At 62.9% G+C, this 14,080-nt stretch carries 12 protein-coding genes; 10 read left to right on the top strand and 2 right to left on the bottom strand.

Annotated features, from left to right (window positions below; genetic code table 11):
• Positions 1-8: 8 nt before the first annotated feature.
• From ABWI03_RS12050 to ABWI03_RS12015, 8 genes are read left to right on the top strand one after another with little or no spacing between them, the layout of a single operon-like run.
• The gene (locus ABWI03_RS12050) at positions 9-1,193 is read left to right on the top strand and encodes an MCE family protein (protein ID WP_003945815.1); all 1,185 of its coding nucleotides are present in this window, start codon (positions 9-11) and stop codon (positions 1,191-1,193) included.
• Complete coding sequence (locus ABWI03_RS12045; RefSeq protein ID WP_007734337.1) at positions 1,193-2,212, top strand: MCE family protein; 1,020 nt, start codon at positions 1,193-1,195, stop codon at positions 2,210-2,212. The genes ABWI03_RS12050 and ABWI03_RS12045 overlap by 1 nt, the downstream gene beginning before the upstream one ends.
• On the top strand, positions 2,209-3,267 hold the full coding sequence (locus ABWI03_RS12040) for an MCE family protein (RefSeq protein WP_020906317.1): 1,059 nt from the start codon (positions 2,209-2,211) through the stop codon (positions 3,265-3,267). The genes ABWI03_RS12045 and ABWI03_RS12040 overlap by 4 nt, the downstream gene beginning before the upstream one ends.
• Positions 3,264-4,568: an MCE family protein gene (locus tag ABWI03_RS12035; RefSeq protein WP_095973524.1), complete on the top strand. Its 1,305-nt coding sequence runs from the start codon at positions 3,264-3,266 to the stop codon at positions 4,566-4,568. The genes ABWI03_RS12040 and ABWI03_RS12035 overlap by 4 nt, the downstream gene beginning before the upstream one ends.
• Positions 4,568-5,815 carry an MCE family protein gene (locus ABWI03_RS12030; protein ID WP_095973523.1) on the top strand — a complete coding sequence of 416 codons (1,248 nt, stop codon included), beginning with the start codon at positions 4,568-4,570 and terminating at the stop codon, positions 5,813-5,815. Before ABWI03_RS12035 ends, ABWI03_RS12030 begins: the two co-directional genes overlap by 1 nt.
• The gene (locus ABWI03_RS12025) at positions 5,812-7,206 is read left to right on the top strand and encodes an MCE family protein (RefSeq protein WP_095973522.1); all 1,395 of its coding nucleotides are present in this window, start codon (positions 5,812-5,814) and stop codon (positions 7,204-7,206) included. The genes ABWI03_RS12030 and ABWI03_RS12025 overlap by 4 nt, the downstream gene beginning before the upstream one ends.
• Positions 7,206-8,009 (top strand): Rv1363c family protein, encoded by an 804-nt coding sequence (locus ABWI03_RS12020; protein ID WP_296555876.1) that lies wholly within the window; start codon positions 7,206-7,208, stop codon positions 8,007-8,009. The genes ABWI03_RS12025 and ABWI03_RS12020 overlap by 1 nt, the downstream gene beginning before the upstream one ends.
• On the top strand, positions 8,006-8,539 hold the full coding sequence (locus tag ABWI03_RS12015; RefSeq protein WP_095973520.1) for a twin-arginine translocation pathway signal: 534 nt from the start codon (positions 8,006-8,008) through the stop codon (positions 8,537-8,539). The genes ABWI03_RS12020 and ABWI03_RS12015 overlap by 4 nt, the downstream gene beginning before the upstream one ends.
• Before the next feature lie 89 nt (positions 8,540-8,628).
• Here the strand turns inward: ABWI03_RS12015 and ABWI03_RS12010 are convergent, their stop codons facing one another.
• Together ABWI03_RS12010 and ABWI03_RS12005 are read right to left on the bottom strand one after the other, a co-directional pair.
• Positions 8,629-10,092, bottom strand: coding sequence for an alpha,alpha-trehalose-phosphate synthase (UDP-forming) (locus ABWI03_RS12010; RefSeq protein ID WP_298779280.1), 1,464 nt, complete (start codon positions 10,090-10,092; stop codon positions 8,629-8,631).
• Between the two features lie 103 nt (positions 10,093-10,195).
• Positions 10,196-10,369, bottom strand: coding sequence for a hypothetical protein (locus tag ABWI03_RS12005; protein WP_164490548.1), 174 nt, complete (start codon positions 10,367-10,369; stop codon positions 10,196-10,198).
• 156 nt (positions 10,370-10,525) lie between these two features.
• Between ABWI03_RS12005 and ABWI03_RS12000 the strand changes: the two genes are divergently transcribed.
• Positions 10,526-12,280: an ABC transporter ATP-binding protein gene (locus ABWI03_RS12000; RefSeq protein ID WP_095971465.1), complete on the top strand. Its 1,755-nt coding sequence runs from the start codon at positions 10,526-10,528 to the stop codon at positions 12,278-12,280.
• An 11-nt stretch (positions 12,281-12,291) separates the two neighbouring features.
• Entirely contained in the window at positions 12,292-14,079 is a 1,788-nt protein-coding gene (locus ABWI03_RS11995) for an ABC transporter ATP-binding protein (RefSeq protein WP_435054139.1), read from the top strand.
• The last annotated feature ends 1 nt before the right edge of the window (position 14,080 follow it).

The following is a 14,080-nucleotide window of genomic DNA, read 5'->3' as shown; positions in this document are numbered from 1 at the left end:
GGCAAGCGATGACCGTACCCAGATGGCACAAGAAGTTGGCCGCAGCCGGCCTCGTCCTCGGACTCGTGGCGATCGTCGCCGTTGCCCTGACCATGTTCTCGGGTGGGTTCACCAAGAGCACACCCATCACCGTGACGTCCACGCGTGCCGGCCTGGTCATGGAACCGAATGCCAAGGTGAAGCTGCGCGGAGTGCAGGTCGGCCGTGTCGAATCGATCTCCCTCGTCGGAGACCAGGCAAACCTGAAGTTGGCGATGGATCCCGGCCAGATGTCGAAGATTCCGTCGAACGCCCGGGTGGAAATCAAGACCACCACGGTGTTCGGTGCGAAGTACGTCAACATCGTGATTCCCGACGATCCCTCGACCCAGCCGATCCAGGAGGGTGCTGTCATCGCCTCGGACAGCGTCACCGTCGAGTTCAACAGTGTCTTCGAACATCTTTCGGACGTACTCGCGAAGATCGAACCGGAAAAGCTCAACGCCACACTCGGCGCGATCTCCACCGCTTTGAACGGGCGCGGCGAGTCGCTCGGTGAGGTTCTCGAGCTCGGTGACACCTATCTGAAGAAGATGAATCCGGTTCTGCCGCAGCTCCAGGAAGACTTGGTCGGTGCCGCCGATGTCACCAATCTCTACGCCGACGTGGCACCGGATCTGATGCGCATCCTCGACAATGCCACCGCGACAAGCGGATCGATCGTGGCCGAGCAGGCAAACCTCGACTTGCTGTTGCTCAACGTCACCGGCCTCGCGGACACGGGCAACGCGTTGTTGACCGACAACGAGCAGAACCTGACCACCGCCCTCGACACTCTGACCGCGACAACGACCCTGCTCGACAAGTACTCGTCTGGTCTGACGTGCTTCATCGTCGGGTTGAACGACGGCCGGATCAAGTTCGAGCCACTGGCAGGCACCGGGGACAAAGCGGCGCTGATGCTGAGTGCGAGCTTCATGTACGGCGCCGAGGCGTACCAGAACCCACAATCTCTCCCCAAGGTCGCGGCCTCCGGCGGACCCAATTGTTATGGTCTGCCCGAATTCGATCCGAAGGTCGACGGGCATGCACCGTTCGCAGTCACCAACACCGGCAACGTGCCTTTCGTTCCCAACACCGAACTGCGCGTCACCGTGCCGACCATTTTCCAGTACCTCTTCGGTGACTCCTACGAGCAGGAAGACGGGAAGTGATGAGACCGACCACGGTCAAGCTGCTGATTTTCACCGTCGTCATGGCGGTCATCTTCGCCGGACTGGCGATCGTTTTCAGTCAGGTGCGCTTCAGCAGCAGCAACGGATTTCACGCGACCTTCTCGGACGTCTCGGGACTCAAGTCCGGCGACAAGGTGCGTATCGCCGGTGTTCCGGTCGGGTCGGTGACCGGAGTGTCCATCGGTGACTCCAACCAGGCCGAGGTCGAATTCGACGTCGACACCAAGTACTCGCTGATGAAGAGCACCAAAGCGACTGTGCGCTACGAGAACCTGGTGGGCGATCGCTACATGGAACTGCTCGAGGGCGCCGGGTCCACCGAGACGCTGCCGTCGGGTGGATCGATTCCAGTCGACCAGACGTCACCCGCGCTCGATCTGGATCTTCTGCTCGGCGGATTCAAGCCGCTCCTGCGCTCGCTAGACCCTCAGCAGGTCAACGACCTCTCCGGGGCGCTGCTGCAGGTCCTGCAAGGCCAGGGCGGAACGCTGGTTTCGTTGCTGGGTAACACCAGTTCGTTCACCAGTACGTTGGCGGACCGAGACCAGTTGATCGGGGACGTCATCACCAACCTCAACGACGTACTCGGCACCATCAACGACAAGGGCGATCAGTTCTCCACCACGATCGATCAGCTCCAGCAGTTGGTCAGTGGATTGGCGAAGGACAGTGGCCCGATCGGTAACTCGATCACCGAGATCGCCGGTGCCACGGGGGATCTCGCTTCGCTGCTGCAGGCGACACGTCCGGACATCCAGACGCTGATCGGGGAGACCAACCGAACGATGACGCAGCTGGACCTGGGCAAGGACGACATCAACACCGCTCTCGATCGTCTGCCGTCCGACTACCGGAAGTTGATCCGAGTGGGCACGTACGGAGCGTTCTTCCAGTTCTATCTGTGCGCCAACACTTTCAAGTTCTCCGGACCTGACGGAACGACGATCATCTTGCCCACGGCAGTGCAGGACACGGGAAGGTGCGCAAAAGTCTCATGACCCCTACCCGTGAACGCAATCCGGTACAGATCGGTGTCATCGGTCTTGTCCTGGCGGTGGCAACCGTGGGTGCCGCATTGCAATACGATCAGCTCCAGTTCATCAACGGCGGCATTCGCTACTCGGCGTACTTCCAAGATGCCGGCGGCCTGGTCACCGGCGACGACGTGACCATGGCCGGAGTGAAGGTCGGCAAGGTCAGTGACGTCGAACTCGACGACCAGAAGGTGCTGGTCACCTTCACCGTTCAGGACGGTGTCGCCCTCGGCGAGCAGACCGCGGCCGACATCAAGACCAACACGGTTCTCGGCCGAAAGTCGTTGGCGGTACGGCCGGAAGGATCCGGACTGTTGCGGACGGACACGCCGATTCCGGTCGAACGCACCAACTCGCCGTACTCGCTCAACGACGCACTCGGCGACCTCGGGACCACGGTGTCCGAGCTGGACACGGATCAGATCAACGATTCGCTCAACGCGATCTCGGACACGCTGGCCGATACTCCGCCAGAACTTCGCACCGCGCTGGACGGAATGACGAGGCTCTCGCAGAGCATCAACTCGCGCGACGAGAGCCTGCTCCAATTGCTCTCGCGGGCCGAAGATGTCACCAAGATCCTCTCTGACAGAAGCGGTCAGATCGATTCGTTGCTGGTCGACGGCAACAAGTTGTTTGCCGAACTGAGCTTGCGGCGTGACGCGATCAGCGAACTGATCGTCAACACCGGCGCAGTCTCACGCCAACTGTCAGCGCTGGTACAGGAGAACGAGGCCCAGATGGGGCCGACCCTCGAGAAACTGAATTCCGTCGCCGAGGTTCTTCAGCAGAACAAGGACAACATCGCCGGGGCGCTCGACGGCCTCGGACCGTACATCACCGCGCTCGGTGAGACCGTGGCCAGCGGCCCGTTCTTCGATGCCTTCATCATCAACATTCTGCCGAGTAACTGGTGGAAGACCCTGGTGGACACCAGCGTCGCGCCCGAGCAGGTTCCGGGCGACCTGGAAGACTTCTTCCCCGGCATTCCACCGACGATCAGGGGGCCGGGAGAATGACCGAGACCATGACTTCACAGGATCCACAGGGCTCCACCAACCCACGCAAGAAGTGGGTGCTGATCGGAGCGGGTGTGCTGGTCGCGCTGCTCGTCGCCGGCGCGGCATACCTCTTCGTCCCAGGCCTGGGCAAGACCAAGATCTCCGCGCACTTCGTCTCGACCACCGGTCTGTACGAGGGCGACGTCGTGCGAGTGCTCGGTGTCAACGTCGGCAAGGTGACCAAGATCGAACCGCGTGATCGAGACACCTACGTCGAGATGAAGATCGACTCGAGCGTCGACGTTCCGGCAGATGCCAAGGCGCTCATCGTTGCTCAAAGCCTCGTGTCCGCACGCTTCGTGCAGTTGACTCCGGTGTATTCCGGCGGGGAACAGATGCCCAACGGCGGCGAGATCCCGATCGAGCGCACGGCTGTTCCGGTGGAGTGGGACGAGATCAAGACCGAACTGACCAAACTGTCGGACGCCCTCGGACCGGAAGGTCTGGACGATCAAGGTTCCCTCGGCCGATTCATCGACACTGTGGGAACGAACCTCGACGGCAACGGTGAGTCCATTCGGTCGACGCTGCGCGAACTCTCGGCCACGATGCACACGCTGTCCGAAGGCCGGACCGATTTGTTCTCCACCATTCGGAACCTGCAGGCGTTCGTCACCGCATTGTCCTCGAGCAACGAGCAGATCGTGCAGTTCAGTGGTCACCTCGCTTCGGTGACAAGCGTTCTCGCAAGCAGTTCCGACGAGTTGGGTACTGCCCTCAGCGATCTCGACCTGGCGGTGGGCGACGTTCAGCGGTTCGTCAAGGACAACAGCGAGGGACTGAGCGAATCGGTCGCGCGTCTGGCCGATGCCACCCAGGTGCTGACGGACAAGCGCCCGGAGATCGAGCAGGTTCTGCACTCCGGACCGACGTCGCTCGCCAACTTCTACCAGATCTACAAGCCCGCTCAGGGCAGCATGACCGGCGCAATTGCGCTGAGTAACTTCAAGAATCCGATCCAGTGGATCTGTGGTTCCATCGAAGGCATCGACAGTGGTAACTCCCAGAACAGTGCCGATCTGTGCAAGCAGTACCTCGGACCGGTGCTCAGCACCATGATCGGCAACTACCCCGGATTCCTGTTCAACCCGGTCGCGGGCGTGCAGGCTTTCCCGGATCAGATCGTCTACACCGAACCGGGATTGGAAGCGGCAAGTCAGAATCAGCCGCAAACCGTCGCAGGACCGATGTCAGGTGCTCCTATGACGAGTGTTCCCAAGGATCTCGCCGAACTCTTCAACATGGGCGGAGGGAACTGATGCGGGTAGCTCGCAAGACCACGGTTGCCGTGTTGGCCACGGCAGTGGCTCTCGGCGCCAGCGGCTGTGAATGGAACGGGCTCAACTCCGTGCCGATGCCAGGCACTCAGGGCCGGGGCGAAGGCGCGTACGAGGTCCAGATCGAGATGCCGAACGTGACTACGCTGTCGCAGAATTCGCCCGTCCGGGTGGACGACGTGGCAGTGGGAAGCGTTTCGAACATCGAGGTACAGGGCTGGCACGCTCTGGTGACGGTGTCGCTGAATCCTGACGTTCAGCTACCTGCCAACGCGACGGCAAAAATCGGCCAGACCAGCTTGCTCGGCTCTCAGCACATCGAGTTGGCGCCGCCGGTCGGAGAAGAGCCCGAGGGCAGACTCGAAGCCGGTGACCTGATTCCGATCGAGCGGGCGGGCGCCTACCCGACGACGGAACAGACGCTGTCGTCTCTGTCGGTTGTTCTCAACGGCGGCGGTCTCGCGCAGGTTCAAGACATCACGAAGGAACTCAACGCCGCTCTCGGTGGGCGTGAAGACTCCGTTCGCGACCTCCTACCTCAGCTCGATCAGTTGGTCGGCAGTCTGGACAAGCAACGAGGCGACATCGTTTCGGCGATGGAAGGACTCGATCGCCTGTCCTCGACGGTCCAGGCACAGCACGACACCTTGAACAAAGCGCTCGAAGGTATTCCGCCGGCACTCGAGGTTCTTGTCGCTCAGCGTCAGGACATCACCAACGCGTTGACCTCGCTCGGAGGTCTCAGCGAGGTGGCGAGCCGTGTCATCCAGGAGAGTGGTGACGATTTCGCGACCAATGTTCGTGCGCTGTCACCGACCCTGAAGGCGTTGGCTGATTCCGGTAACGCTCTCACCCAGGTTCTCGGCGTTCTCCTGACGTTCCCGTTCCCACAGAACGGAATCGACAACGTCATCCGCGGCGACTACGCCAACTTGGCGATGACCATCGACATCTCGCTGCCCCGACTAGATGCGAACTTCCTCACCGGAACTCCGTTGGCCGGAACGCTCTCGGGGCCGGAAGGTGTGTTGGGCAAGCAGGCCGGGCTCGCCGGGCAGACAGGCAACCCGTTGAGTGATCCGCTCAAGCCTGCCGCACCGCCCGCCCAGGCTCCTGCCGGACAGGCTCCCGCAGGAGAGGACAAGTCAGCGGATCCGAATACCATTCAGATTCCGGGACTTCCGCCGATCAACATTCCAGGACTTCCCCAGGGGGCACCGGCACCATGATGCTCACAAAGTTCGTCCGCATCCAGCTGATCATCTTCGCCGTCTTGACGGTCGTCGGTTTGATCGTGATGGCCACTCAGTACGTGCGTGTTCCGGCGATGGTCGGTATCGGCCGATACGACGTCACCGTCGAATTGCCCGCGACCGGTGGGCTGTACAAGAACTCGAACGTCACCTACCGCGGTCAGACCATCGGTGTCGTGAACGCGGTGGAGCTCTCGGAGACGGGTGTGAATGCGCGACTGTCTCTCGAGAGTGGCGTCAAGGTTCCGTCGGACGTCGACGCCGCGGTCAAGAGTGTGTCGGCGATCGGCGAGCAGTTCGTCGATCTGATTCCGCACACCGACAGCTCCGGAGCGATCGTGGTCGACGGGCATCTGGAAAACGGATCGGTGATTCCCGAAGACCGAACCAGCATCCCGCAGGATGTCGGCGCGATGCTCGATCAGGCAGATCTGTTGCTGCAGAGCATTTCCGACACCAAGCTCAAGACCGTCATCGACGAATCCTTCAAGGCGTTCAACGGTGCCGGCCCGGATCTGCAGAAGCTGATCGACTCGGCTCGGCTGTTCGTCGAGGAGGCGAACAACAACTCCGACGCGACCAAGACCCTGATCGAGCAGGCCGGTCCACTCCTGGACACTCAGGTGGTCAGCAGCGACGCCATCCGTTCGTGGACAAGCAATCTGGTGACGTTCACCGATCAGCTCCGAGCCAGCGATCCTGATCTGCGTGCCGTCATCCAGAAGGGGCCGGCGGCCGCGGCGGAGGCGAATGCTCTTCTGCAAGACATGCAGCCGACATTGCCGATTCTTCTGGCGAACCTCGTGTCCGTCGGACAGGTCGGCGTGATCTACAACAACGCGATCGAGCAGATTCTGGTCATCTACCCGCCGCTGGCCGCAGCGCTGGTCACGGTGGCAGGCTCCGGCCCGGCTGCGGACGGCGCTCTGGTGGACTTCCACATGGAGGTCAACGACCCGCCGCCGTGCACTACCGGATTCCTGCCCGCAGAGCAGTGGCGCAGTCCGAAGGACGAATCACCGATCGAGACACCGTCGGATCTTTTCTGCCAGGTTGCCCAGGATTCGCCGATCGCGGTGCGAGGCGCGAGAAACCTTCCCTGCGAGGAGTATCCGGGACGTCGTGCGCCGACGGTCGAACAGTGCCGTTCCGGCTACGTCCCGTTGGGCACGAACCCGCAATCCGGGCCTCCGGAACCGATTACCGCGACCCCGAGCTCGTACACGTCGACGCCTTCGGTCTCGGCTCGTCGGTACGATCCGATTACAGGCACGTACATCGGGCCGGACGGAAGGACGTACTCGCAACCGAACCTCGGCGGCGGCGACGTCAGTCTCGAACAGTTCATGAAGGGTCAGCAGGGTTGATGACAGACGAAGATCCACAGGCCGGGCAGCGGGTGCGCCGTCGCGCGTCTCGCAGCGCCGGACCCACGGGTGCGGATGCAGACGCTGCCGCGGTAGTAGTGCCCACCGAAAAGAAGTCGGCCGAACAGAAGCCAGCTGAGCAGAAGTCGGCTGAGCAGAAGTCGGCCGAGCAGAAGGCGGCGGCCCCAGTTGATTTGGGCAAGCCCGATACTCCACCGGAGAAGGTCGTCAGCGGTGATCAGGTCGCGACCAAGGCCGAGCCGGCCGGCACCGCCGAAACCCCCTCAGAAACTGCTGTGGACACTCCTGTTCGTTCGAAGCCCAAGGCTGGGCTGGTAGTCGGGATCGCCGTTGCTTCGGTGATCGCTGTAGCTCTTGCGGCCCTGACGGTGTTTCTCCTCGTCGACCGGAACAAGGCGTCCAACGCCGACGAGGACCGAGCCCGCTACGTGGCCGGTGCCCGGACCACCGCACTGAATCTGACGACGCTGCACGCGGATACAGCGGCCGCCGACCTCGACAAGTTTCTCGCCGGCACTACCGACGAGTTCAAGTCGCAGTTCGACGGACGCAAGGATTCGTTTGTCAACGTTCTCGGGCAGGCCGGAGTTCAGACCGACGGCGAGGTGCTCGAGGCCGGGTTCGAGAAGTCCGACGGTGATTGCGGGACTTCATTGGTCGCGGTGCGTGCGATGCAGAAGAACGGCGACGAAGCGCCCGCTGAACGCAACTACCGACTCCGAATCACCATGTGCGACGTCGACGGGCAGTTGCTTGCCTCGAATGTGGAGTTTGTGCCATGACCCCAGAAGTAATCCCAGAGACGTCCAAGCCCAAGCGCGTCTCACCGCTCGCCATCGTTCTGTGCGTCATCAGCGCAGTGGCCATCGCGTTGGCAGCAGTGTCGGCGTATCTCTACTTCGGTCCGGGCGGAACGCGTGACACGGCAGCGATCGATCAGACCAGAGACGAAGTGGCACAGGCCTCTTCCGATCAGGCGGTTGCGATGTTCCAGTACGACTACAACAACGTCGACCAGCAGTTGCACGCGGCCACAGACGGTTTGACGGGCGATTTCCAGGGCACGTTCACCAATCTGATCGAATCGGTGATCATTCCGGGAGCCAAGGAAAAGTCGCTGACCGTTCAGGTAGTCGTCCAGGGCGCTGCGGTTCTCGACGCGGAGGCGGACAGCGCGACAACCATGCTGTTCCTCAATCAGATCACCACGTCTTCGGAATCACCTGAAGCCGTCGCCAGTGGTAGTCGCGTCAAGATGAGTCTGGAGAAGCAGGACGGGCGTTGGCTCGTGAACAACGTCCAACCCTTCTGATCAAACACACCAAGGGCTGGATCCGGGCATGAAACAGGCTGGGGCCGCGGAGATTTACTCTCCGCGGCCCCAGCCTTGTCGTACTGGCCTCAAGGCTCTCGGGATTCAGCAGGAGCGATCAGCGCCGGGCCTGCAGCACCGCCGTGTGCGAGCGCGTCGAGGAACGAGCGAGCCCAGCGGTCGACGTCGTGCGTCAGGACCTGACGACGCAACGCGCGCATGTGGCGTCGGCCGTCCTCTCGCGGTTGATTGAGGGCCTTCTCCATCGAATCCTTGACGTCGTCGAGGTCGTGGGGGTTGCACAGGAAAGCCTGACGGAGTTCGGCTGCGGCACCGGTGAATTCGCTGAGCAGCAATGCACCGCCCAGATCGCTGCGGCAGGCGACGTATTCCTTCGCGACGAGGTTCATGCCGTCACGCAGTGGCGTGACCAACATGAGATCGGCGGCGACGAAGAACGCGACCAATTCGTCGCGCGGGATCGGCCGATGGATGTAATGGACGACAGGGCGGCCGACTTCGCTGAACTCGCCGTTGATGCGGGAGACCTTCTGCTCGATGTCTCCGCGCATCTGTACGTAGCTTTCGACGCGTTCGCGGCTCGGGGTCGCCAGCTGCACCATGACCGTGTCGGCGGGATCGATGCGCTTCTCAATGAGAAGTTCGTGGAGCGCGGCGAGCCTGACGTCGATGCCCTTGGTGTAGTCGAGGCGGTCGACGCCCAGCATGATGTGCTTGGGGTTTCCGAGTTCCTTGCGAATCTGCTTGGCGCGGTCCCGAATTGCCTTGGTGCGCGAGAGTTCGTCGAGCTTGCCGGAATCGATGGAGATGGGGAAGGCGCCGACGCGGACGCTACGGAAACCTACTTGCACCACACCGAGTTTGGAGCGGACGCCGACGGTTCCGCGTGAAGTCTGCTGCCCGGCAAGGCGTCTGGCCAGGTACAGGAAGTTCTGTGCGCCACCTGGGAGGTGGAATCCGATGAGGTCGGCGCCGAGGAGGCCTTCGACGATTTCGGTGCGCCACGGCATCTGCATGAACAACTCGACCGGGGGGAACGGAATGTGCAGGAAGAAGCCGATGGTGAGGTCGGGGCGCAGCATCCGCAGCATCTTCGGTACCAACTGCAGCTGGTAGTCCTGGATCCAGACGGTTGCGCCCTGTGCCGCTGCCTTGGAAGTGGCTTCGGCGAACCGCCGGTTCACCTCGACGTAGGCGTTCCACCATTCGCGGTGGTATTCGGGTTTGACGATGACGTCGTGATAGAGCGGCCAGAGGGTGGCGTTGGAGAATCCCTCGTAGTACTCGTTGATTTCCTCGGCGCTCAGCGGCACGGGGTAGAGCTCGAGCCCGTCTTCGACGATGGGGTCGAGATCGGCGTCCGCCACGCCCGCCCAGCCCACCCAGGCGCCCTGATTGCTGCGCAGGATCGGCTCGAGAGCGGTGACCAGTCCGCCGGGGCTTCGCTTCCATCGGGTGGTGCCGTCGGGAAGCCGTTCCAGGTCGACGGGCAGGCGGTTCGCTACGACGACGAACTCAGCCTGCCCGGACACGGCGTCACCGGTCGAAGAAGCAGGTGCGCTGTCAGAAAGGGTTGAACTGGTCGAATCCGGACTGACAGGCACGTGGTTCCTTCTCGGTCGGTGAGGGAAAGATTCAGTCGAGCTTGGCGGCGGGGGAGATACCGAGCATCGAGAGCAGCATCCTGCACTCGTCGGCATCTTCCGCGTAGGCAGCGACGACGCGCTGTGCCTGACGAGCAGTTTCGTCCGCTACGGGCTCGAGGTCCTCGTCCGCGATCTCGGTTTCGACGGTCGTGTTCTCAGCCATCATGTTCCTCTCGTGCTTGCCTGCACGGCGCAAGCAATGGTTCTTACTCGCGACTCTATGAGAACTGGGCGTGTCGACGCTAGTTGCTCATGTATTAGGGTCGACTTACTTATCTCTGTACTCAACTTTATCGCTTCCATCGATGCTTGGAGTTCCATGAGTTCGACCCCCTCGAGTGTGACCGTCGACTCGGACGAGCCGGATAGTGGCAATCACAGCGGTGCTGCGATTTTGCGACGCGTCCTCGTCCGTAACCGTGGCCCGCTCGCTATCGGCACGGTTCTGGTCTGTCTGCACCAACTGACCGAGACGGCGGTGCCGATCTCCATCGGTGTGATCATCGACCGTGCGGTCGAGACTTCGGACACCACGGCCCTGATCGTCTCCATCGTGGGTCTCGCGGCTCTGTTTCTCGTTCTGACGGCCGCGTGGCGTTTCGGTGCACGGTTCATCGTCACTGCGATGCAGCAGGAGGCTCATCGGCTCCGGCTCGAGGTGGCGCACCGTGTCCTCGATCCGCGTGGGGTGCGCACCGATCTGCGATCAGGTGAACTGCTGACCGTTTCGACATCGGACGCCGAGCAGACGTCGTGGATCGCGGACATCGTTCCGCGCGCCGCCGCCGCCCTGACCGCTGCGGTGGCGTCGGCGGTGGCGTTGGTGTGGATCGACCTCTGGCTGGGACTGGCCGTTCTGATCGGAACGCCGGTGATTCTCGGTCTGCTGCAACTGGCGGCGCCGCTCATCACGTCGAGGGCCACCGGTCAGCAGGCGTCGATCGCGCGAGCGTCGGCGATGGCTACGGATCTGGTCAGCGGATTGCGTCCGCTGCGCGGGATCGGCGGCGAGAAGACCGCGTCGGCGCGCTACCGCACCGTCAGCCGTCAGGCGCTCGCTTCCACGATCGGCACGGCGAAGGCAACGGGTATCTACACCGGCGTCGCCGCGACCATCAGTGCGTTGCTCGCAGTCGGTGTTGCCGGTTTCGCGGGATATTTCGCGTTGCAGGGCAGGATCACGGTCGGTGAACTGATCACCGTGGTGGGGCTTGCGCAGTTCATCATCGAACCGCTCGGATTGCTTGCGTCCATTCCCGGATACTTCGCAGTGGCGCGGGCGTCGTCTGATCGACTGGCACTGGTCTTGGACGCGGAGCCGCTGCGGGGAGCGGGTTCGCAGACCGAGCTCGAAGGCACCGACCTGACTCTCGACGGAGTCGAGTACAAGTCCCTCAAGGGCATCGATCTGCATCTGCCCGCTGGGGAACTGCTGGGCGTCGTGGCTTACCAGCCGCAGGACGCCGACGCTCTTGTCGCGGTCCTGTCCGGCCAGCTGGCGCAAGACGCGTATCGCGGAGTGGTGAGGGTTGGCGGAATCAGCCTGTCCGACATGGACTTGCGATTGGCGCGCCGCACAGTGCTGGTGGAGCCGCACATCACCGATCTGTTCTCCGGATCGCTCGCGTCGAACGTGACTGCGGGCGCCGGTGATGCTGCCGGTCTCGACATCCAGAGCGCTCTGGTGGCGTCGGCAGCGGCGGATGTCGTCGACGCACATCCGGACGGTCTCGATCTCGAAGTGACCGATCGGGGCGCGAGTTTGTCGGGAGGTCAGCGGCAACGCGTTGCCCTGGCTCGGGCCTTGGTGGCACAGGCACCTGTGATGGTCCTGCACGATCCGACGACGGCGGTGGACGCGGTGACCGAGGCGTCGATCGCCGAAGGAATCGCAGAACTGCGGCACGAGGGTGCCGGCGGCATCCACACGACGGTATTGATCACCAGCAGCCCGGCCTTGTTGGCCGTGACGGATCGAGTGATCGTGTTGAACGACGGAGTGATCGCCTCGACGGGCACACATTCCGAACTCTCTCGCGGCGACGCGAACTACCGAGGAGCGGTGCTGCGGTGACGGCCACGGACATGACAACCGGTATGCCGGCCGGGGAGAACGCGGAGAAGGTGACCGAGCGTGAGTTGTTGCCGATCGCGAGTGGTCGCCAGACCTGGAAGTGGTTGCGGGCAGCGCTGGCCGAGCACCGGATGCAGAGCCTGCTGGTCCTGATCGTCGCGGCTTCGGCGTCGGCGATGGCCTTGGTGCCGATCTACGTCTTCGGTGTCCTGGTCGACCGGGTCCGGGACAACGCGCCCACGTCGACGATCGTCGGGGTGGTCGTGATCATCGCCGCTGCCGCAATCGTGGGTGGCGTGTTCACCGGTGTGGCCGCCTATCTGATCAAGCGGCTAGGCGAGACGATCCTGGCGGATCTGCGCGAGCGGACCGTGGACCGGGCACTGCGCCTGCCGATCCAGACCGTCGAGAAGGTCGGCAAGGGCGATCTGCTCTCACGAGTCGGCGACGACGTTTCGGTGATCGCCAAGGCCGTGTCCGATGTGGTTCCCGGCATGATCGCGGCGGTTCTGCTCGTGGCTCTGAGCATGGTGACCATGCTCGGACTCGACTGGCGACTCGGTCTGGCCGGCATGGTCGCGCTGCCGATGTACGCGCTGGCACTCAAGTGGTACCTGCCACGATCGGCTCCCGTTTACGCTGCCGAGCGGGTAGCGATGGGCGCTCGTTCACAAGCGCTGATCAGCAGTCTCCAGGGTGCGAAGACGGTCCGCGCGTACAGCCTCGAGAAGGAACACCTCGGGCAGATCGATGCGGCGTCGGCAAAAGCGCGCGATCTGGCAGTCGGAGTGTTCGGCCTGTTCACGAGGTTCGCCGGTCGAGGTAACCGCGCCGAATTCGTGGGCCTGTCCATGATTCTCGTCGTCGGATTCCTGCTGGTCCGTGAGGACGTCGTGACAGTCGGCCAGACGACGACTGCTGCCCTGCTGTTCCATCGCCTGTTCAACCCGATCGGCTCACTGCTCTACACCTTCGACGAAGTGCAGTCGGCCGGCGCAAGCCTCGCGCGACTGGTCGGCGTCGTCGAGATCGAGGAAACGGAGCCTTCGACGGATGCAGGTTCCGTTCCGGCCGACGGTTCGCTGCGTCTGGATGACATTCGGCACAGCTACGACGGTGGTCATGAGGTTCTCCACGGAGTGAGCCTCACACTGCGTGCGGGGGAGCGCGTGGCGCTCGTCGGTTCGACCGGAGCCGGAAAGACGACGCTCGCGGCGATCGTTGCCGGTTCGATCACTCCGACGTCGGGCCGGGTGTCGATCGGCGGTGTCCCGCTTGCCGACCTCGATGACCTACGACGCCACATCGCGATCGTGAGTCAGGAGGTTCATGTCTTTGCCGGACCTCTGATCGAGGATCTGAGATTGGCGGCTCCCGAATCCTCGGACGAGGACGTTGCCGCGGCACTGCGGACGGTCGGCGCGTACGAGTGGGTGGAGGCTCTCGACGAGGGAATGCTGACCATAGTCGGCGAAGGCGGGCACGAGATGACAGCGGCGCAGGCGCAGCAGTTGGCTTTGGCGAGACTGGTGTTGGCCGATCCCGCCGTCGCCGTACTGGACGAGGCAACAGCGGAGGCGGGCAGCGCCGGAGCGCGGGAACTGGAAGCGACTGCCGACGCCGCTACGGAGGGCCGCACCACTCTGGTTGTCGCACACCGGCTTACGCAGGCTGCGGGCGCCGACCGAGTGATCGTGCTCGAACACGGACAGATCGTAGAAGAAGGCCCGCACCGCGAACTGGTGTCCGCGGGCGGGCGTTACGCACAACTGTGGGCGGCCTGGGAGGGGCGCGACTGAG

Source organism: Rhodococcus baikonurensis (genome assembly GCF_040489275.1).
In the GTDB taxonomy this organism is placed as follows: Bacteria; Actinomycetota; Actinomycetes; order Mycobacteriales; family Mycobacteriaceae; genus Rhodococcus_F; species Rhodococcus_F baikonurensis.
The sequence above is the reverse complement of the archived record's forward strand: the minus strand, read 5'-3'. Positions and strand labels throughout refer to the sequence as shown.